Annotated in this window: 18 protein-coding genes; 14 read left to right on the top strand and 4 right to left on the bottom strand. The window is 69.3% G+C overall.

The genetic code is table 11. The features are described from left to right. The first annotated feature begins 62 nt into the window (after window positions 1-62). From PG878_RS11490 to PG878_RS11515, 6 genes are all read left to right on the top strand, one after another. Window positions 63-851 (top strand): enoyl-CoA hydratase-related protein, encoded by a 789-nt coding sequence (locus tag PG878_RS11490; RefSeq protein WP_209029168.1) that lies wholly within the window; start codon window positions 63-65, stop codon window positions 849-851. Further along, the gene (locus PG878_RS11495; RefSeq protein WP_209029167.1) at window positions 848-1252 is read left to right on the top strand and encodes a VOC family protein; all 405 of its coding nucleotides are present in this window, start codon (window positions 848-850) and stop codon (window positions 1250-1252) included. The genes PG878_RS11490 and PG878_RS11495 overlap by 4 nt, the downstream gene beginning before the upstream one ends. Window positions 1253-1418: 166 nt before the next feature. Next, window positions 1419-2315, top strand: coding sequence for a hydroxymethylglutaryl-CoA lyase (locus PG878_RS11500; RefSeq protein ID WP_209029166.1), 897 nt, complete (start codon window positions 1419-1421; stop codon window positions 2313-2315). 111 nt (window positions 2316-2426) lie between these two features. Beyond that, window positions 2427-3197: an SDR family oxidoreductase gene (locus tag PG878_RS11505; protein ID WP_209029165.1), complete on the top strand. Its 771-nt coding sequence runs from the start codon at window positions 2427-2429 to the stop codon at window positions 3195-3197. Between the two features lie 116 nt (window positions 3198-3313). Continuing rightward, the gene (gene yeiP, locus PG878_RS11510; protein WP_010343353.1) at window positions 3314-3880 is read left to right on the top strand and encodes an elongation factor P-like protein YeiP; all 567 of its coding nucleotides are present in this window, start codon (window positions 3314-3316) and stop codon (window positions 3878-3880) included. A 4-nt stretch (window positions 3881-3884) separates the two neighbouring features. Further along, window positions 3885-4307 (top strand): hypothetical protein, encoded by a 423-nt coding sequence (locus PG878_RS11515; RefSeq protein WP_209029164.1) that lies wholly within the window; start codon window positions 3885-3887, stop codon window positions 4305-4307. Between the two features lie 510 nt (window positions 4308-4817). On the opposite strand, the gene PG878_RS11520 is transcribed toward PG878_RS11515, so the two are convergent. The 3 genes from PG878_RS11520 to PG878_RS11530 all read right to left on the bottom strand — a co-directional run bounded on the left by PG878_RS11520 (window position 4818) and on the right by PG878_RS11530 (window position 8556). Continuing rightward, complete coding sequence (locus tag PG878_RS11520) at window positions 4818-6737, bottom strand: Lnb N-terminal periplasmic domain-containing protein (protein WP_209029163.1); 1920 nt, start codon at window positions 6735-6737, stop codon at window positions 4818-4820. Then, window positions 6734-7051, bottom strand: a complete 318-nt coding sequence (locus PG878_RS11525) for a DUF2388 domain-containing protein (protein ID WP_209029162.1) — start codon at window positions 7049-7051, stop codon at window positions 6734-6736. The genes PG878_RS11520 and PG878_RS11525 overlap by 4 nt, the downstream gene beginning before the upstream one ends. A 116-nt stretch (window positions 7052-7167) precedes the next feature. Then, a complete protein-coding gene (locus PG878_RS11530) occupies window positions 7168-8556 on the bottom strand; it encodes an FAD-binding oxidoreductase (RefSeq protein WP_209029161.1) in 1389 nt (462 codons plus the stop codon). A gap of 258 nt (window positions 8557-8814) precedes the next feature. Here PG878_RS11530 and serA point away from each other — a divergent pair, with 258 nt between their 5' ends. Further along, window positions 8815-10056: a phosphoglycerate dehydrogenase gene (gene serA / locus PG878_RS11535; RefSeq protein ID WP_010341823.1), complete on the top strand. Its 1242-nt coding sequence runs from the start codon at window positions 8815-8817 to the stop codon at window positions 10054-10056. A gap of 489 nt (window positions 10057-10545) precedes the next feature. On the opposite strand, the gene PG878_RS11540 is transcribed toward serA, so the two are convergent. Then, window positions 10546-11094 (bottom strand): NUDIX hydrolase, encoded by a 549-nt coding sequence (locus PG878_RS11540; protein WP_209029160.1) that lies wholly within the window; start codon window positions 11092-11094, stop codon window positions 10546-10548. Between the two features lie 169 nt (window positions 11095-11263). Here PG878_RS11540 and PG878_RS11545 point away from each other — a divergent pair, with 169 nt between their 5' ends. The 7 genes from PG878_RS11545 to PG878_RS11575 all read left to right on the top strand — a co-directional run bounded on the left by PG878_RS11545 (window position 11264) and on the right by PG878_RS11575 (window position 18947). After that, a complete protein-coding gene (locus PG878_RS11545) occupies window positions 11264-12736 on the top strand; it encodes an amino acid permease (RefSeq protein ID WP_209029159.1) in 1473 nt (490 codons plus the stop codon). A gap of 84 nt (window positions 12737-12820) precedes the next feature. Next, window positions 12821-14254 (top strand): amino acid permease, encoded by a 1434-nt coding sequence (locus tag PG878_RS11550; RefSeq protein WP_209029158.1) that lies wholly within the window; start codon window positions 12821-12823, stop codon window positions 14252-14254. Window positions 14255-14841: 587 nt separating this feature from the next. Then, the gene (locus PG878_RS11555) at window positions 14842-15483 is read left to right on the top strand and encodes a methylthioribulose 1-phosphate dehydratase (protein WP_017912143.1); all 642 of its coding nucleotides are present in this window, start codon (window positions 14842-14844) and stop codon (window positions 15481-15483) included. A 94-nt stretch (window positions 15484-15577) separates the two neighbouring features. Continuing rightward, window positions 15578-16144 (top strand): 1,2-dihydroxy-3-keto-5-methylthiopentene dioxygenase, encoded by a 567-nt coding sequence (locus PG878_RS11560; RefSeq protein WP_209029157.1) that lies wholly within the window; start codon window positions 15578-15580, stop codon window positions 16142-16144. A 3-nt stretch (window positions 16145-16147) separates the two neighbouring features. Further along, the gene (gene mtnC / locus PG878_RS11565; protein ID WP_209029156.1) at window positions 16148-16846 is read left to right on the top strand and encodes an acireductone synthase; all 699 of its coding nucleotides are present in this window, start codon (window positions 16148-16150) and stop codon (window positions 16844-16846) included. Window positions 16847-16854: 8 nt separating this feature from the next. After that, window positions 16855-17973, top strand: coding sequence for a C13 family peptidase (locus PG878_RS11570; RefSeq protein ID WP_209029155.1), 1119 nt, complete (start codon window positions 16855-16857; stop codon window positions 17971-17973). A 518-nt stretch (window positions 17974-18491) separates the two neighbouring features. Continuing rightward, window positions 18492-18947, top strand: coding sequence for an STY0301 family protein (locus tag PG878_RS11575; protein WP_244672386.1), 456 nt, complete (start codon window positions 18492-18494; stop codon window positions 18945-18947). Window positions 18948-19030: the final 83 nt, after the last annotated feature.

Below are 19030 nucleotides of genomic sequence, written 5' to 3' on the forward strand. Positions count from 1 at the left end.
GTCTGCGCTGCCCGCTATCATGTCCGTATGGCTGCCGTTTCCCCTTCGCACGAGAACCACCGATGAGCGATGCGCTGCTGTTGGAACGCTCAGGCAAGGTCCTGACCTTGCGGCTGAACCGACCGGAGGTGCGCAACGCCTTCGATGCCGACCTGATCGCGCACCTGACCGTGGCGTTGCAGGAGATCGGTGCCGATCCGAAGGTCAAGGTGCTGGTCCTGGCCGGGGCCGGCGCGGCGTTCTCCGCGGGCGCGGACCTGCAGTGGATGCGCTCGATGGCCGCCGCCAGCGAGCAGGAGAACCTGGACGATGCGCTGGCCCTGGCGCGGCTGATGCGCACCCTGGACGAACTGCCCAAGCCGACCGTGGCGCGCGTGCACGGCGCGGCCTTCGGCGGCGCAGTCGGTCTGGTCGCCTGCTGCGACATCGCCATCGGCTCCACCGACGCGCGCTTCGCGCTCAGCGAGAGCCGGCTGGGCCTGCTGCCGGCGGTGATCTCGCCGTACGTGATCGCCGCGATCGGCGCGCGCCAGGCGCGGCGCTGGTTCGCCAGCGCCGAGGCGTTCGACGCGGCCACCGCGGCGCAGATCGGCCTGCTGCACCAGGCGGTAGCGCCGAGCGCCCTGGACGCGGCGGTGCAGCGCCAGGTGGACCTGCTGGGCCAGGCCGGGCCGCTCGCCGCCGCCGGGGCCAAGGCGCTGGTGCGCCGGGTCGCTGCCGGCGGCGACGCCACCAGCCTGGACCGCGACAACGCCGCGCTGATCGCACGGTTGCGGGTGTCGGCCGAGGGCCAGGAAGGACTGAACGCCTTCCTGGAAAAGCGCGACCCGAACTGGCTGGGATTCTGGTGAGTCCGCTCGACCACATCGGCCTGCGCTGCGTCGACCTGGAACGCAGCCTCGCTTTCTACCGCGCCGCGCTGGCCGCGCTCGGACTGGAGGTGGTGATGGAGGTGAGCGCCGAGGAAAGCGGCGGCCAGCGCCACGTCGGCTTCGGCCGCGATGGCAAGCCCAGCTTCTGGATCGCCGACGGCGGCCGCGACGCCGGCGACAACGGTGTGCACGTGGCCTTCGTCGCCGCCAGCCGCGCGCAGGTGGACGCGTTCCATCGCGCCGGCATGGCCGCGGGCGGCCGCGATCACGGCGCACCGGGCCTGCGCCCGCACTATCACCCCGACTACTACGGCGCGTTCCTGCTGGATCCGGACGGCCACAACATCGAAGCGGTCTGCCACCGCCCGGCGTCGGCCTGATCCGCGCCGCCGTGTCGTCCCCGCGCACGGCGCTGGCCATGCCGTCGCAGCGTCATCGTCTCTCTCCATCAGGAAGTCCCATGCGCCTCGCCGTTTCCCGTCTCATGTGCAGTGCCCGGCAGACGCCGCGGTGCACGCGCTCCCTCCCGATGCGGGAGCCTGCGCGATGAGCGACAGCGTCCGCATCGTCGAAGTCGGCCCGCGCGACGGCCTGCAGAACGAGAAGGCCTGGGTCGCCACCGCCGACAAGATCGAGCTGATCGCGCGCCTGGGCCGCACCGGCCTGCGCAGCATCGAGGCGACCAGCTTCGTCAGCCCGAAATGGGTGCCGCAGCTGGCCGATGCGGCCGAGGTCTACGCCGGCATCGCGCAGGTGCCGGGCGTGGACTACCCGGTGCTGGTGCCGAACCTGCAGGGCTACGAGCGCGCCGCCGCCGTCGGGGTGCGCGAGGTGGCGGTGTTCACCGCCGCCTCGGAGACGTTCAATCGCACCAATACCAATGCCGGCATCGACGAATCGCTGGCGCGCTTCGCGCCGGTGCTGGAGCGCGCGGCGGCGGACGGGGTCAAGGTGCGCGGCTACGTGTCCACCGTGCTCGGCTGTCCCTACCAGGGCGAGGTCCCCCTGGCCGATGTGGTGCGGGTGGCGCAGCGGCTGCACGCGATGGGCTGCTACGAGATCTCGCTGGGCGACACCATCGGCGTGGGCACGCCGGGCAAGGCGCGGGCGATGCTGCGCGCGGTCGCCGCGGCGGTGCCGATGGCGGCGCTGGCGGTGCATTTCCACGACACCTACGGCCAGGCCCTGGCCAACATCGCCGCCTGCCTGGAAGAAGGCGTGCGCGTGGTCGATGCCGCCGTCTCCGGCGCCGGCGGCTGCCCCTACGCCAGGGGCGCCAGCGGCAACGTGGCCAGCGAGGACGTGGTCTACCTGCTGCACGGCAATGGCGTGGCGACCGGCATCGACCTGCCGGCGCTGGCCGCGACCGGGCGCTGGCTGGCGCAGAAACTCGGCCGGCCGACCGGCAGCAAGGTTGGGCAAGCGCTGGCGGCCGAGGCCTGAGCCGCGGCAGAGCCGCGTGAGGCGGCAGCGCGTGCGCAGCGCGGCCCGTCGGATCTCGCCGCGACCGGGCGCCAACCTCTAAACTGGGCGTTTTCCTGGGAGGGAACATCCATGCAGCTTGCCGATCTGAAAGCGGTGGTCACCGGCGGCGTGTCCGGCCTCGGCCTGGCGGTGGCGCAACGCATCGTCGCCGAAGGCGGCAAGGTCGCGCTGTTCGATCTGAACGACGACAAGGGCGCGGCCGCGGTCGCCGTGCTGGGCGCGGAGCGGGCCCGCTACCTGCGCACCGACGTCAGCGACGAGGCCCAGGTGGCCGCGCAGCTCGCGGCGGCACGCGACTTCCTCGGCGGACTCAACGCCGCGGTCAACTGCGCCGGCATCCTCGGCGCCGGCCGCGTGCTCGGCAAGGAAGCGCCGATGCCGCTGGCCACCTTCCAGGGCACGGTGATGGTCAACCTGGTCGGCAGCTTCAACGTCGCCAAGGCCGCCGCCGACCTGATGCAGCACAACGCCCCGGGCGAGGACGGCGAGCGCGGCGCCATCGTCAACACCGCCAGCGTCGCCGCCTACGAGGGCCAGATCGGCCAGGCCGCCTACGCCGCGTCCAAGGGCGGCGTGGTGGCGATGACCCTGCCGATGGCGCGCGAACTGGCGCGCTTCGGCATCCGCGTCAACACAATCGCCCCGGGCATCTTCTGGACCCCGATGGTCGACGGCATGCCCGAAGCGGTGCAGCAGTCGCTGGCCGCGGCGATCCCGTATCCTTCGCGTCTCGGCCGCCCGGACGAATTCGCCGACACGGTGATGTTCCTGCTGCGCAACCGCTACCTCAACGGCGAGACCATTCGCCTGGACGGCGCGGTGCGGTTGGCGCCGAAGTAGCCGGGAATGGAGAATCGGGAATGGGGAATCGCAATAGCGCTTCCCTCCCGCTGATCCTTTCCGGGCGCTTGACGCCGTTCCGATTCCCTATTCCCCATTCCCGATTCCCAGCTCTCATGAAAGCCAACGAAATCAAGAAAGGCAACGTCGTCGAGTACAACAACGGCGTGTACCAGATCCGCGACATCGAGCGCAGCTCGCCGCAGGGCCGCGGCGGCAATGTGCGCTTCCGCTTCGTGATGTACAGCGTGCCGGGCGGCAACAAGCTCGATGCCAGCTTCGACGGCGACGACGACCTGCGCGAGGTCGAGCTGATGCGCCGCCAGGCCACCTTCTCCTACAAGGACGGCGAGGCCTTCGTGTTCCTCGACGACGAGGACTACACCCCCTACACCCTGGACGCCGATGCGATCGGCACCGACGCCGGCTACATCACCGATGGCCTCAGCGGCATCTACGTGCAGGTCATCGACGACCAGCCGGTGGCGATCCAGCTGCCGCAGAGCGTGACCCTGGAAGTGATCGAGACCCCGCCGGAACTCAAGGGCGGCACCGCCACCAAGCGGCCGAAGCCGGCCAAGCTCAATACCGGCATCGAGATCATGGTGCCGGAGTACATCGGCAACGGCGAGCGCGTGCTGGTCAACACCACCACCGGCGAATTCGCCGGACGCGCCGACTGAGCCCATGCGCGGGCGCCGTGTCAATCACGTCTCCCGCGCCGGGCACGCGCCGCGGTGCGCGTCCCTCGGCCTGCTGCTGGCCCTGCCGGCGCTGGCGCTCGCCGCGCCGGTGACGCCGGCCGCCGCAGCTGCGGCCAAGCCCGCATGCACGATTCCGGACGCGGTCGATCCCGAGCATCACACTGGCTTCTGCTCGATGCCCGCGCCGATCCGCGCGTTCGTCGCACGCCAGGACACCTGCAGCCATTTCGCCGGGGAGGAACCCTATGACGCTGCACGGCGTCGCGAACTGGAAAAGGCGATGGACACGTACTGCGACGGCAATGAACAGACCTGGGCGAAGTTGCGAGCGCAATACCGCCAGGATCCGCCGCGCGACGCCTGGCTGCGCCGCTACGGCGAGGATGTCGGCCTCGAACTGCCTTGATGGCGGCTTGCGGCTTGCGGCTGGCAAGGTGCTGCCTTCGCGGCTGCGGAAGTCAGCCTGAGGGTCGTCGGCATCTGCCGGTTTTCCGCCTTCGCTCGTCGCGGCTGAAGCCGCTCCTACAGCAACAGGCTGGAAGCGGCCCCGCACTTCTGTGGGAGGGACCTCAGTCCCGACGCATGGAGCGATCGGTCTTCCTTCACGCCGACACGGCTGCGCCTGGGACGAACAGATGCTTCTGCCGGTTTCCCGCCTTCGCTCGTCGCGGCTGAAGCCGCTCCTACAGCAACAGGTTGGACGCGGCGCCGCGTCTCTGTGGGAGGGACTTCAGTCCCGACGCAGGGAGCGATCGGTCTTCCTTCATGCAGACACGGCTGCGCCCGCGACGCACAGGTGCTGCGGACTCACGCCGCGAGCGTCGTAGGAGCGGCTTTAGCCGCGACCGCGACGTCGCCAACCGCATGCGAGATGCATCTTCCTCCACTGCCTCCCGCACCAACCTCGCATGCCCCGCTACGGCTTCGCACCACCCTCCTGTAACAGCGACGGCGAACGCAACTGCATGCCACCGCGTTCGCGATTGAGCTCACGCAGGCGTTCGCCCAGCGTCGCCAGGTTGGCATCGCTCTGCGCCAGGTCCGCCTGCAGCGGCGCCGGCAGCAAACCGCGCAGTCGCGTCTGCAGCGCGGCACCGTCCTCGCGCAACGCCGCGATCCGCGCTTGCCCCTGGACCTGCAGCCAGGCGCGCTCCTGCGCCTGCGGCAGGCCATAGCCCGGCTGCCCCTGCAGCAGGCTCGCCGGCTGGCTCAGCAGCCCCTGCTCGGCCAAGACGGCACGTACCGCGCGGGCGGCGTCGCGGGTGTCGGCACCCGCATCGCCCTCGCCCGCAGCGGCCACCGCGGATGCCAGCGGCTTGCCCAGATAGCGCCGCTTCAACGCATCGCGGCCGCGCTGTTCGGCGCGGCGGCGGGCGGCGTTCTCCAGCACCAGCAAGGCAGCACTGGTGCGCAGATCGCCGCGCTGCAGCCACGGCGCGCGCTGCGCGGCCGGCAGGTCCAGCCACGCGTCGGCAGTGCGTGCCGGCAGCGCCAACGAACGCCGCGCCACCGCGAACATCTCCGCGAAGTGCGCGCTCGCCGCCGGGAAGTAGTACCCCTCCCGCACCGCGGCGTCGGCATCGTCGAGCACCGACGCATCGGCGATGCCGGCCCGTATCAGGCGCCGGCGCAATCCGGTCGGGCTGATGCCGGACAGGTGCGCGGCCGCCAGCCGCGGCACGCCGTCGTGCAGCAAGGCGTAGGTCTCCACTGCGCAGTTGTTGCTGAGGAAGTAGTAGCGGCCGTCGTAGCTCCAGTGCAGTTGCGCGGCACGCTCCAGCAGCGCGGCGATCTCCTCGCGCGACAGCCGCAGCGGCAGCGACTGCAGGCCGCGCAGTTGCACCTGGGTGTAGTCGTCCACCACCTGGCGCAGCGGCAGCACGAACAGCCGCGACGGATAGGAACCGGTCAGCCCGCGCAGGCTGGAGATCTGCACGTCGTCGACGAAGGCGCGAAACGACAGGACCCGATGTTCGGCCAGGTCCAGCCGGCATGCCGGCCCCAGCGGCCGCCCCGGCGCGCAGATCACCAGGCGCAGCATGCTATGACCCCAGTGGCTCATCGGCTGCGCGTTGCCTTCGGCCAACAGGTAGTCCACCGCATAGACCCGCGTCGGATCGATCTGCAGCAGCGCGGCCTGCTCGGCCAGCGGATCCTGTACGAACGCCAGGCCCGGCGCGCAGTCGCGGGCCGGCGGCGTCCAGGCCAGGCGCTCGGCGAAATACGCCGCCAGCGCCGGCCGGCGGCAGGCGTAGTCCGGATCGAGCAGGAAGTGCTCGAGATTCACCGCCACGAACTCGGCCGGCGACTGCAATTCGTAGCGGTCCGGGCTGCGTTCGGTGAAGCGGTTGTGGCCGCGGCGCAGGCCCAGGCGCATCGGGCTGACCTGCCAGCCGGCCAGATCCAGCAGCCGCGGATCGGACGACAGCCGCCCTGCCGCAGCCCGGTCGTAGAAATGCGCCAGTTCGTGCAGCAGCGCGGCCAGTGCCGGCCGCCGCGCCGGGTCGGCGGCCGGATCGGTGTCGGCCCCTGCCGCCATCCAGTCTCGCAGCAGGCGCTTGTTCAACAGCAGGCGCGTGGCCTGCGCGCGCCCGTGCACCTGTGCGGGGAGGTCGTCGCGCCATTGCAGCGGCAACCCTGCCGGCAGCGCCGCGGCCCAGGCTGGGGGCAGCCGCGCTTGCGCCGCGCCCAGCACGGCCTGGCTGGCGGTGCGCTCGGCTGGGCTCAGCCCACTCTCATCTGCAGACAGCGGCGCAGCCGCTGCGGGCACCGCAGCGGCCAGCGCCAGCACCGCCAGCCACCGCGCGCCAAGGCGCCGTGGCCGGCAGGCGGTCACAGCGCCAGGATCGCCTGCGCCAGTTCCAGGTCGCTGGCCTGCTGCGCCTGCGGATTGCGCTCGCGCAGCACGCGCAGCGCCGCTTCCAGTTGCACGCCGCGGATGCGGCCTGCGCTGGCGACGAAGCCGGCCGCGTCGTCGCGCGCCTGCAGCACCACCTTGTCGTTGTTGGAACTGCTGTCCGAGGACGCCGAGCTGCCGGCCGAGCCGGCCGAGGCCGAACCGGCGGAGCTGCCGGCGAAGCTGGACGCCTGCGCGAACGCGGGCAGGATCAGGGCGAACAGCAGGGCGCAGCGCACGGTCACTCGGGTCATCGCAATCGTTCCAAACAGGATCATGAAAGGGGGGACGGCCAGCGCCGCGCCGCATAGCCTAGCGGCCCGCCGCGCGCAGCGCCTGAACGGGCCGCGCGGCAGTGCTGCGGCCGGGCTCAGGGGTCGAACAGCTTGCCCGGATTGAGCAGGCCGGACGGATCGAACACGCGCTTGACCGCACGCATCAGCGCGATCTCCTCGGCGCTGCGGGTGCTGTCCAGGTAGGGCTTCTTGACCAGGCCGATGCCGTGCTCGGCGGAGATGCTGCCGCCGTGCTCGGCCAGCACCTGCGCCAGCAGCTTGGTGACCTGCTCGCAGGCGGCGATGAAGTCGGCCGGCGCGGTGGCGTCGGGCTTGAGCACGTTGATGTGCAGGTTGCCGTCGCCGATGTGGCCGAACCACACCACCTCGAACTGCGGATAGGCCTCGCCGAGCAGCGCCTGGGTCCGCGCCAGGAACGCCGGCATCGCCGAGATCCGCACCGACACGTCGTTCTTGTACGGGGTATAGCGCGCCACCGCCTCGGTGATGCCTTCGCGCAGGCGCCACAGCTGCGCGGCCTGCGCCTCGCTCTGGCTGATCACCCCGTCCAGCACCCAGCCCTGCTCCATGCAGGCCTCGAACGCGGCCAGCGCCGCGGCCTCCTGGGCCTCGTTGCCGCTGGCGTATTCGGTGACCACGTAGTACGGATAGACGGTGTCGAACGGCGCCTGCGCGCCATGCGCCAGCACGTGCTGCAGCGCGCGGTCGGTGAAGAACTCGAACGCCTCCAGCTGCAGCCGGCTGCGAAACGCAGCGAACACCTGCATCAGCACCTCGAACGAGGGCAGCGCCAGCAGCATCACGTTGCTCGGCGGCGGCGGATCGGTGAGCCGCAGGGTGGCCTCGACCACGATACCGAGCGTGCCTTCGGAGCCGATCAGCAACTGGCGGAAATCGTAGCCGCTGGAATTCTTGATCAGCCCGCGGTTGAGCTCGAGCAGTTCGCCGCTACCGGTGACCACCTTCAGCCCGGCGATCCACTCGCGGGTATTGCCGTAGCGGATCACGCGGATGCCGCCGGCGTTGGTGGCGATGTTGCCGCCGATCGAGCAGGACCCGCGCGCGGCGAAGTCCACCGGGTACAGCAGACCGTGCTCGCGCGCGGCGTTGTGCACCGCTTCCAGCGGCATGCCGGCCTGCACGGTGAGGGTGCGGTCGACCGGATCGAAGGCCAACGCCTTGTTCATCCGCTCCAGGCTCAGTACCAGTTCGCCGTGCGCGGCCACCGCGCCGCCGGACAGGCCGGTGCGGCCGCCGGAGGGCACCACCGCCACCGCGTGGGCATTGGCCCAGCGCAGCACCGCCTGCACCTCCTCCACCGTCGCCGGCAGCGCGATCGCCAGCGGCGCCGGGGTCCAGCGCCGGGTCCAGTCGCGGCCGTAGTGCTCCAGGTCGGCAGGATCGGTCTTCAGGCGCAGGCCGGGAACGGCAAGGGCCAGGGCATCCAGGCGCGGGTCGGTCATAGGTGCAGAGGTCGAAGCGTAGACAATCGTTCAAGCGTGCCAGCGTTGCGCAATGCCGTCCAGTTGGACGAAGACGCTGCCGCTCTTGCGAATCCCAATCCCCACTCCCGAATCCCACGCCGGCCGCCATCAATCGATGCACATGAAACCATCCATCGGCGTTGCATCCGCGGCTTCCCGGCATCCTATTGCGGCGCACCAAAGCGCGGAGCCATCTGGCATAGTGACCGGCCCGTTGGCCATCGCTCCCTCGCCGCAATGTCGCCCAAGAAGACCTCGTTTCCGAAGCAGGATATCCGCGTGCTGCTGCTCGAAGGCATCAGCCAGACCGCCGTCGACGTGTTCCGCGCGGCCGGCTACTCGCAGATCGAACTGCACGCCAAGTCGCTGCCGGAAGAGGAGCTCAAGCAGCGCATCGCCGAGGCGCACATCGTCGGCATCCGCTCGCGCACCCAGCTCAGCGCCGAGGTGCTGGCCCACGCCAAGCGGCTGATCGCGGTCGGCTGCTTCTGCATCGGGACCAACCAGGTCGACCTGGATGCCGCCGAGCTGGCCGGCATCCCGGTATTCAATGCGCCCTACTCCAACACCCGCAGCGTCGCCGAGCTGGTGATCGCCGAGGCCATCCTGCTGTTGCGCGGCATTCCGCAGAAGAACGCCGAATGCCACCGCGGCGGCTGGTCGAAGTCGGCCGCCGGCAGCCACGAGACCCGCGGCAAGGTGCTGGGCATCGTCGGCTACGGCCACATCGGCACCCAGGTCGGCGTGCTCGCCGAGGCGCTGGGCATGCAGGTGATCTTCCACGACATCGAGACCAAGCTGTCGCTGGGCAACGCCCGCACCGCCACCGACCTGGACGACCTGCTGGCGCGCTCGGATGTGGTCACCCTGCACGTGCCGGAAACCGCGGCCACCCGCGACATGATCGGTGCGGCGCAACTGGCGCAGATGAAGCCGGGTGCGCACCTGATCAACGCCTCGCGCGGCACCGTCATCGACATCGACGCGCTGGACGCGGCGCTGCGCAGCGGCCACATCGGCGGCGCCGCGGTGGACGTGTTCCCGATCGAGCCCAAGGGCAACGGCGACCTGTTCGAATCGCCGCTGGTCGGGCACGACAACGTGATCCTGACCCCGCACGTGGGCGGCAGCACGCTGGAGGCGCAGGACAACATCGGCGTGGAAGTGGCGGCCAAGCTGGTGCGCTACAGCGACAACGGCAGCACCCTGTCGGCGGTGAACTTCCCCGAGGTCACCCTGCCCGAGCACGCCGAGAGCCTGCGCCTGCTGCACATCCACCGCAACGTGCCGGGCGTGCTGTCGCAGATCAACGAACTGTTCTCGCGCCACAACGTCAACATCGACGGCCAGTTCCTGCGCACCGACCCCAAGGTCGGCTACGTGGTGATCGACGTCGGCGCCAGCGAGGAGCAGGCGGCGGTGCTGAAGGAGGAACTGGCGCAGGTGGCTGGGACGTTGCGGACGCGTATTCTTTACTAGCTGGGATTGGGGATTTGCGGGTGCGCTGCGCGCCCGACCCTCACCCCAACCCCTCTCCCGATGGGAGAGGGGCTATGCCTTCCCTTCTCCCGACGGGAGAAGGTGCCCCGAAGGGGCGGATGAGGGTCCGGGCGAAGCCTTGTGCAGCCAAAACAACGCCTGCGCTGCGCCTCGGCCCTCACCCCAACCCCTCTCCCGATGGGAGAGGGGCTTTGGCCGTTCCTTCTCCCCTCGGGAGAAGGTGCCCCGAAGGGGCGGATGAGGGTACGGGCGAAGCCTCGTGCAGCCAAAACACTGCCTGCGCTGCGCGCCCGACCCTCACCCCAACCCCTCTCCCGAGGGGAGAGGGGCTATGCCTTCCCTTCTCCCCTCGGGAGAAGGTGCCCCGAAGGGGCGGATGAGGGTTCGGGCAAAGCCTCGTGTTGCCAGATTGGTGCAGCGCTTCGCGCCCGCACCCTCACCCCAACCCATCTCCTGGAGGGAGAGGGGCTAAGCAGTTCGCTGCAGCCACTTTTGCGCCATGCGCTTTAGCGACGGATCCAGGTCTGCTTCGTCCACCAGTTCCACGACGGGACGCCAGGCCAGGGCCAGCGATTCTTCGCTGACCGCGAACGCTTCGTCCGCGCCGGCGCGGACCACATACCGCGCATCGTAGTGCCAGTGCCCAGGCACGTCGCGCCGCTCAGGAATCCAGTGCCGGTCCAGGTCGAAGATCGCGCCATCCTCCAGTGCCAGGCCAGGCAGCCCTGATTCCTCCTCGGCCTCCTTCAACGCCACCCGCGCCAGATCGCGGTCGCCGTCGGCGTGGCCGCCCAGTTGCAGCCAGCGCTGCAGCTTGCGGTGATGGGTCAGCAAGGTGCGCGTGCCGTCGGCGCTGACCAGCCAGGCCGAGCCGGTGAAATGGCCGTCCAGGCGGGCGCGCACGAACGGATCGACGGCATCGTCGAGCAAGGCCAGGAACTGTGCGGCGACCTCGGCCTGCTCCGGGCACTGCCGGGCATGGGCCTGCAACTGCTGGCGTAGGGACGACTCCGGCATCGGCGTTCTCGCGTTCGGGGACCGCCATTATCGCCGCCGACGGTGCAGCGCGGCTTGTGGCGGCCGGCCGGCTTTGGCATGGTACGACGCTTGCGTCGCCCGCTTCGGGCCCGGCGCTTCGCCATTGCCGGGGCCACTTGCCCCGTACCGCCACCTGGGGATGCACCGAATGCTCAAGTCTCTGCTGAGGGTCAAGCCGATCGAACCGGCCGGTCACGTCGATGCCGGCGAACCGTTCGAAGGCAGTCTGGAGGGCGAAGCCACCCTCAAACGCACCCTCACCGCCAGACACCTGATCCTGCTCGGCATCGGCGCGGTGATCGGCGCCGGCATCTTCGTGCTCACCGGCCAGGCCGCGGCCAATCATGCCGGCCCGGCGGTGATGCTCTCGTTCGTGTTCGCCGGCCTGGCCTGCGCCTTCGCCGGCCTGTGCTACGCCGAGTTCGCGGCGATGCTGCCGGTCTCCGGCAGCGCCTACTCCTATTCCTACGCCACGCTCGGCGAAGGCGTGGCCTGGTTCATCGGCTGGTGCCTGGTGCTGGAGTACCTGTTCGCCGGCTCCAGCGTCGCGGTGGGCTGGTCGGCCTATCTGATCAGCTTCGTCACCGGCACCCTCGGCCTGCCCTTCCCGGCGGAACTGGCCAGCGCGCCGCTGACCTGGACCGGCCACGCGTTCGTGGCCTCGGGCAACATCGTCAACCTGCCGGCGGTGCTGATCGTGGCCGCGGTCAGCGCGCTGTGCTACGTCGGCGTCACCCAGTCGGCCTTCGTCAACGCCATCGTGGTGGCGATCAAGGTGCTGGTGATCTGCCTGTTCGTCGGCGTCGGCATCTTCTACATCAACCCGGACAACTGGCATCCGTTCATCCCGGAAAACACCGGCCCGGGCGAGTTCGGCTGGAGCGGCATCTTCCGCGCCGCCTCCATCGTGTTCTTCTCCTACATCGGCTTCGATGCGGTCTCCACCTCGGCCGGCGAGACCAAGGACCCGCAGAAGAACATGCCGATCGGCATCCTGGTGTCGCTGGCCATCTGCACCATCATCTACATCATCGTCTGCGCGGTGCTGACCGGCCTGCTGCCCTACACCCAGTTGGGCACCGCCAAGCCGGTGGCCACCGCGCTGGAGCATTACCCGCAACTGGCGTGGCTGAAGACCTTCGTCGAGATCGGCGCCATCGCCGGCCTGTCCTCGGTGGTGCTGGTGATGCTGATGGCGCAGCCGCGGATCTTCTACACCATGGCCCGCGACGGCCTGCTGCCGAAGCTGTTCGGCAAGGTCCACCGCCGCTTCCACACGCCCTACGTCGGCACCGTGGTGGTCGGCGTGCTGGCTGCGCTGCTCGCCGGGCTGATCCCGCTGGACGTACTGGGCGAACTGGTGTCGATGGGCACCCTGCTGGCCTTCGCCACGGTCTGCGTCGGCGTGATGGTGCTGCGCTTCACCCGTCCCGACCTGCCGCGCCCGTTCCGGGTGCCGCTGTTCTGGGCGGTGTGCCCGCTGGGCGCGCTGTTCTGCGTCGGCCTGTTCTTCCAGGCGTTCCAGGAACACTGGAAGGTGTTCGTCGGCTGGACCCTCATCGGCCTGTGCATCTACTTCTTCTACGGCATCCGCAACAGCCGCCTGGCCGCCAAGGCCTGATTCCCTCCCCGAAGACCGGCGTCCGCGCCGGTCTTCGCGTTCGTCCCCTCTTCCTCGCGCGCCGCGCCCGGCTGGAACCGCTCGATGCTCAAACAACTCTTGGCCACCAAACACCCCCACGCCAGCCACGAGGACGCCGGCGGGCTGGGCCTGCAACGCGCGCTCGGCCCCTGGGGCCTGACCGCGCTGGGCATCGGCGCGGTGATCGGCGGCGGCATCTTCGTCATCACCGGACAGGCCGCGGCCAACCATGCCGGGCCGGCGATCATGCTCTCGTTCGTGCTCGCCGCGGTGTGCTGCGCGTTCTGCGCGCTGGCCTACGCCGAGTTCGCGGCGATGGTGCCGGTCTCCGGCAGCGCCTACACCTACACCTACGCCACCTTCGGCGAACTGGCGGCCTGGTTCATCGGCTGGATGCTGGTGCTGGAATACGGCGTGTCGGCCTCGGCGGTGGCGGTGAGCTGGACCGGCTACTTCCTCAGCCTGCTCGACCACTTCGACATCCATCTGCCTGCGGCCCTGGTCAACGCGCCGCTGGACGGCAAACTGCAGCCCACCGGCGCGATCGCCAACCTGCCCGCGGCCGGCATCGTGCTGCTGCTGACCTGGCTGTGCTACGTCGGCATCCGCAAGTCCTCGGCAATGAACATGGCGATGGTGGTGCTGAAAAGCGGCCTGATCGTGCTGGTCATCGCCGCCGGCTGGAAGTATGTGGACCCGGCCAACTGGCATCCGTTCATCCCCGCCAACGAAGGCCCGGGCAAGTACGGCCTGGATGGCGTGCTGCGCGGCGCGGCGATGGTGTTCTTCGCCTACATCGGCTTCGAGGCGGTGTCGGTGGCCGCGCAGGAATCGCACCGGCCACAGCGCGACCTGCCGATCGGCATGATCCTGTCGCTGGTGATCTGCACCGTGCTGTACATCGCCATGGCCGCGGTGATGACCGGGCTGCTGCCGTACACGCAACTGGGCACCGACGAGCCGGTGGTGACCGCGGTGGCGGCGCATCCGCAACTGGCCTGGCTGCGCGTGGTGGTGGAGATCGGCGCGCTGATCGGCCTGTCCTCGGTGGTGCTGGTGATGATCATCGGCCAGCCGCGCATCTTCATGATCATCGCCCGCGACGGCCTGCTGCCGCCGGTGTTCACCAAGATCCACCCGACCTACCGCACCCCGCACGTCAACACGGTGATCACCGGCATCGGCATCGCCCTGCTGGCGGCGCTGTTCCCGCTGGACGTGCTGGGCGAACTGACCTCGATGGGCACATTGATCGCCTTCGCCGCGGTCTGCGCCGGCGTGCTGATCCTGCGCCGCACCCAGCCGGATTTGCCGCGCCCGTTCCGCATCCCGTTCGCCTGGCCGATCTGCATCGCCGGCGTGCTCAGTTGCCTGGCGCTGCTGTCGGCGATGACCGCGCACAACTGGATGCTGATGGCCGGCTGGACGGTGATCGGCCTGGCGATCTACTTCGGCTATGGCTACCGCCACAGCCGACTGCGCAGCAGCCAAGGCTGAGCGCCATAGCCCCTCGCCCTCCGGGAGAGGGGTTGGGGTGAGGGTACGGAGCGCGAAGCGCTGCACCCGTCGGGCAATACGAGGCTTCGCCCGTACCCGCATCCGCCCCTGCGGGGCACCTTCTCCCAACGGGAGAAGGGACAAGCTCAAGCCCCTCTTCCTCCGGGAGAGGGGTTGGGGTGAGGTACGGAGCAGCGAAGCGCTGCACCCGTCTGGCAACACGAGGCTTCGCCCGGACCCGCATCCGCCCCTGCGGGGCACCTTCTCCCAACGGGAGAAGGGACAAGCTCAAGCCCCTCTTCCTCCGGGAGAGGGGTTGGGGTGAGGTACTGAGCAGCGAAGCGCTGCACCCGTCTGGCAACACGAGGCTTCGCCCGGACTCTCATCCGCCCCTGCGGGGCACCTTCTCCCAACGGGAGAAGGAACAAGCTCAAGCCCCTCTCCCTCCGGGAGAGGGGTTGGGGTGAGGGTCCGACCGCTCGTCACCCATCTGGAGACAGGTGGGCGTGAGGCTACGGCATGAGCAGATGCGGCTGGGTCCAGCCACCTGTCATCCCAATCCAACCCCCAAGCCCTACACTACGCGCATGAACGCACTGCCCTACGATTCCGAGCGCCTGCGCACGCTGGCGCACCTGCTGATCGACAACATTCGCGAGCTCTCGCAGGCCGGCTGGACCCCGGCCACCAGCAGCAACTTCTCGCACCGGCTGGACGATCGCCATGCGGCGATCACCGTCTCCGGCCGCGACAAGGGCCGGCTGGTGGAGGACGACATCATGGTGGTGGACTTCGACGGTCAGGCCGTCGGCCGCCCGCTGCGCCCGTCCGCCGAGACCCTGCTGCACACCCAGTTGTACCGCCGCTTCCCCGAGGTCGGCTGCATCCTGCACACGCATTCGCCGGTGCAGACCATCGCTTCGCGCCTGTACGCGCCGCAGGGCCATATCCGCCTGGAAGGCTACGAACTGCTGAAGGCGCTGCACGGCAACCAGACCCACGAGACCGCGGTGGACCTGCCGGTGTTCGCCAACACCCAGGACATGACGGTGCTGGCGGCGCAGGTCGACGCCCTGCTCGACCGCACGCCGCTGTGGGGCTACCTGATCGACGGCCACGGCCTGTACGCCTGGGGTCGCGACATGGCCGAGGCGCGCCGCCACCTGGAGGCCTTCGAGTTCCTGCTGCACTGCGAGCTGGAGCTGCGCAAGCTGCGCGCCGCCGGCTGAGCTGCCGCGGCGCGACAGCGTTCCAGCGCCGCAACGGCCGCCGGCCGCGCACCTGCTACCCTTTTCGTCCCCCCTGCCGCTTTCGCCCGCCGCCATGAGCCGACTCCGTATCTTCGCCGACACCACTCCCGACGCGCCGCTGTTCGACAGCCGCGATGGCGACGCGATCGCCGCCGAACTGCGCAAGATCGGCGTCACCTTCGAGCGCTGGCAGGCCAACCAGCCGATCGAGGCCGGCGCCACGCCGGAGGCGGTCATGGCCGCCTACAAAGCCGACATCGACCGCCTGGTCGCCGCCAACGGCTTCAAGACCGTGGACGTGGTCAGCATCGCCCCCGACAACCCGCAGCGCGAGGAGATGCGCAAGAAGTTCCTCGACGAGCACTTCCACAAGGAAGACGAAGTGCGCTTCTTCGTCGCCGGCTCCGGCCTGTTCACCCTGCACGTGGACGGCAAGGTCTACGAGATCGAATGCGTGCAGAACGACCTGATCGCCGTGCCCGACGGCACCCACCATTGGTTCGACATGGGCCCGGAGCCGCGCTTCGTCGCGATCCGCTTCTTCACCGAGCCGGACGGCTGGGTCGGCCACTTCACCGGCACCGACATCGCCCAGCGCTTCCCGCGCTACGAGGCGAAGCTGCGCGGCGAGGCGCACTGAGCGATGATCGATCCGCGCGTCGTTCTCACCGACATCGAAGGCACCACCAGCAGCATCTCCTTCGTCAGGGATGTGCTGTTCCCCTACGCGCGCCGCGCCCTGCCCGGCTTCGTGCGCGAGCACGGCCAGCAGCCGCAGGTGCGGCAGTGGCTGGACGCGGTCGCCAGCGAATGCGGCGGCATCTGCACCGATGCGGTGATCGTGGAGACCCTGCAAGGCTGGATCGACCAGGACCGCAAGCACACCGCGCTGAAGGCGCTGCAGGGGATGATCTGGGAGGCCGGCTATCGCGATGCCGACTTCACCGCGCACATCTATCCCGATGCCGCACCGGCGCTGCGCCGCTGGCATGCCGACGGCCGCGCGCTGTACGTGTACTCGTCCGGCTCGGTACCGGCGCAGAAACTGTTCTTCGGCCACAGCGACGCCGGCGACCTGCGCGCGCTGTTCTCCGGCTGGTTCGATACCGAGATCGGCGGCAAGCGCGAGCAGCCCAGCTATGCGCGCATCGCCGAGGCGATCGGGGTGGCGCCGGCGCAGATCGTGTTCCTGTCCGATGTGGTCGCCGAACTGGATGCGGCCCGCGCCGCCGGCCTGGACACGGTGCTGATCGACCGCCGCGACGATTACCCGCAACCGCGCCAGGGCGAGGCCTGCAACGGCCACCGCCGGGCGGAGAGCTTCGCCGACCTGGGCTTCTGAGAAGACGCATGCGCAGGCCTGCCGCTGCCTTGAAGGCCGTCCTGGCGGCGTTGCAGCGCCCGCTCGCCTTGCTGCGACGCCGCTTGCTGCCGGCCGCGCTGCTGGCGCTGGCCCTGCCCGCCTGCCATTCCGATGCCGGCGCCATGCCGGCAGGCGCGGCCGACACCGCGCAGGACGAGGCGGCACAGGACGAGGCCGCGCAGGACCCGGTCGACCAGGCACAACTGCGTCAGGCGCTGGGAGCGCTGCAGGCGCAGCGGCCGGGTCTCCCCGACCTGTACGTGGTCGGCTTCGCCGGCGACGCCAGCGAGGACGTGTTCCGCAACGAAGTGCTGTACCTGCGGCAGATGTTCACGCAGCGCTTCGGCGCCGCTGGCCGCATCGCCACCCTGATCAACCACGGCGACAACCTCGGCGCGCACGCCTACGCGCCGCAGGCGTCCTACGACAACCTGGCCGACACGCTGGACCGCATCGGCAAGCTGATGGACCCGCGCGAGGATGCGCTGCTGCTGTTCCTGACCAGCCACGGCACCGACCAGCACGAGCTGTACCTGCAGTTCGGCCCAGGCGAGGATGCCGAGTACGACACCATCACCCCGCAGGAACTGCGCCGCCTGCTCGACGACGCCGGCATCCGCAACCGCATCATCGTGATTTCGGCCTGCTACTCCGGCGGCTTCGTGCCGGCGCTGAAGACCGCCGACACCCTGGTGATCACCGCCGCGCGCCGCGACCGGCCCTCGTTCGGCTGCGGCAACACCGCCAGCGCCACCTATTTCGGGCGTGCCTGGCTGATCGACGCACTGGCCCGCACCACCGACATGGTCGAAAGTTACCGCCTGGCCAGCGCCGAGATCAGCGCACGCGAACAGGCCGAAGGCGAAGCGCCGTCGTATCCGCAGCTGTATGTGGGTGCGCGCATCGGCACATGGCTGCAGCACTGGCGCGCGCAGCTGCCGAATGCGGCAGCACCGGCCTATCCGTATCCGGAACCCGATGCGGACGACGCAGCGAATGCGGCCGATGGCGAACCGGACCACGCGCCCGGGACCACGCAAGCCACTGCTCCCCGGACGCCCGCAAAACAGGCGCCACCGCCATCGACGGCCACTCCCACGCAGTGAGCCGCCCTGCTCCGTCGAGCAGCGCACGTACGGCTCGCCGGTGGCGGCTGCAACGCTCGGTGCCCGCCTGGGGCCTGGAGCAGGCGTCCGCAGCGAACCCATGGATGAGAGTGATTCGCGTTCGATCGCCGATCGCATGCGGCGGCTACACTGCGCCCCGCAGCAAGCCCGCCAGCCTTTCGCCAGCCAGCTGCGCACCGATCCGCCCGCCAGCCTTCGCTCGCCAGCCAGGGTCCTCTCGTTCCATCGGCCTCCTTCATGGAGGTTTTTTTGTTTCATGCCGATGCCACACCGGCAGTACGCCGGGCCGCGCCGCAGCGGCGGTCCATACCCGACTCGGCAGGTCGATGATCTGGCTGTTCTGAGCGATGACCGAGTCTGGAGCGTGTTATGAACGTGAGTTCATGCGGCGATCGTGGGCGAATGAAGCGACCACCTCTCTATCCAACTGACGTATCCGACGAACAATGGGCCTTCGCCGCGTCCTACTTGGTCAGCGATTTGCGTTCGGTCTTGCGATGCCGCAGGGCAAGCAAGGGCAGCCCTGCGCCGAGACGGTGAAGCCGACTTTCTTCGATCAAGGCTACACAGGCGAAGGCCCGGCCAAAGCGGCACAGATGGAAGCAACTTCTATGTCATTGAGCAAGCAAATTGCCGCGCTTCTCCTTTGCCTGGTTGGCTGGAGTAGTGCGCTCGCCGCACCTTCAGTCTGCCCCATTCGACAGAATCAGCCACTTCGCTCCATCGATGCATTCGATGGAGAACCACAGGATCTCGCAACGCTTGAACCCGACGTGGCAAAGGAACGATACGGCCATTGGGTTCTCGGCTACATCTACGATGAGGGCCGATTCGTCACCATGCGCTGCAGATACGCGGACAAGCAAACGCATGATGTAAAGCTGGCGAACCGTGTGGAGCAATGCAGCTATTCAATCGATGCAAGGAATGTCCTTCGCGTAACTTGCAAATGAACGTTGGTGCGGCGATCGGGCCGAGCACACGCGGACGCTGGGCGAAGTGGAACCGGCTGTTGTCGTTGGCGATGAAGCAGATG

Source organism: Xanthomonas hawaiiensis, from assembly GCF_031834635.1.
Lineage (GTDB): Bacteria > Pseudomonadota > Gammaproteobacteria > Xanthomonadales > Xanthomonadaceae > Xanthomonas_A > Xanthomonas_A sacchari.

Excerpts from the sequence above, each read along its gene's own strand:
- PG878_RS11490 (WP_209029168.1), top strand. The coding sequence starts at position 63 with ATGAGCGATGCGCTGCTGTTGGAACGCTCAGGCAAGGTCCTGACCTTG.
- PG878_RS11500 (WP_209029166.1), top strand. The coding sequence starts at position 1,419 with ATGAGCGACAGCGTCCGCATCGTCGAAGTCGGCCCGCGCGACGGCCTG.
- PG878_RS11505 (WP_209029165.1), top strand. The coding sequence starts at position 2,427 with ATGCAGCTTGCCGATCTGAAAGCGGTGGTCACCGGCGGCGTGTCCGGC.
- yeiP (WP_010343353.1), top strand. The coding sequence starts at position 3,314 with ATGAAAGCCAACGAAATCAAGAAAGGCAACGTCGTCGAGTACAACAAC.
- PG878_RS11515 (WP_209029164.1), top strand. The coding sequence starts at position 3,885 with ATGCGCGGGCGCCGTGTCAATCACGTCTCCCGCGCCGGGCACGCGCCG.
- PG878_RS11525 (WP_209029162.1), bottom strand. The coding sequence starts at position 7,051 with ATGACCCGAGTGACCGTGCGCTGCGCCCTGCTGTTCGCCCTGATCCTG.
- PG878_RS11530 (WP_209029161.1), bottom strand. The coding sequence starts at position 8,556 with ATGACCGACCCGCGCCTGGATGCCCTGGCCCTTGCCGTTCCCGGCCTG.
- serA (WP_010341823.1), top strand. The coding sequence starts at position 8,815 with ATGTCGCCCAAGAAGACCTCGTTTCCGAAGCAGGATATCCGCGTGCTG.
- PG878_RS11540 (WP_209029160.1), bottom strand. The coding sequence starts at position 11,094 with ATGCCGGAGTCGTCCCTACGCCAGCAGTTGCAGGCCCATGCCCGGCAG.
- PG878_RS11545 (WP_209029159.1), top strand. The coding sequence starts at position 11,264 with ATGCTCAAGTCTCTGCTGAGGGTCAAGCCGATCGAACCGGCCGGTCAC.
- PG878_RS11550 (WP_209029158.1), top strand. The coding sequence starts at position 12,821 with ATGCTCAAACAACTCTTGGCCACCAAACACCCCCACGCCAGCCACGAG.
- PG878_RS11555 (WP_017912143.1), top strand. The coding sequence starts at position 14,842 with ATGAACGCACTGCCCTACGATTCCGAGCGCCTGCGCACGCTGGCGCAC.
- PG878_RS11560 (WP_209029157.1), top strand. The coding sequence starts at position 15,578 with ATGAGCCGACTCCGTATCTTCGCCGACACCACTCCCGACGCGCCGCTG.
- mtnC (WP_209029156.1), top strand. The coding sequence starts at position 16,148 with ATGATCGATCCGCGCGTCGTTCTCACCGACATCGAAGGCACCACCAGC.
- PG878_RS11570 (WP_209029155.1), top strand. The coding sequence starts at position 16,855 with ATGCGCAGGCCTGCCGCTGCCTTGAAGGCCGTCCTGGCGGCGTTGCAG.
- PG878_RS11575 (WP_244672386.1), top strand. The coding sequence starts at position 18,492 with ATGCCGCAGGGCAAGCAAGGGCAGCCCTGCGCCGAGACGGTGAAGCCG.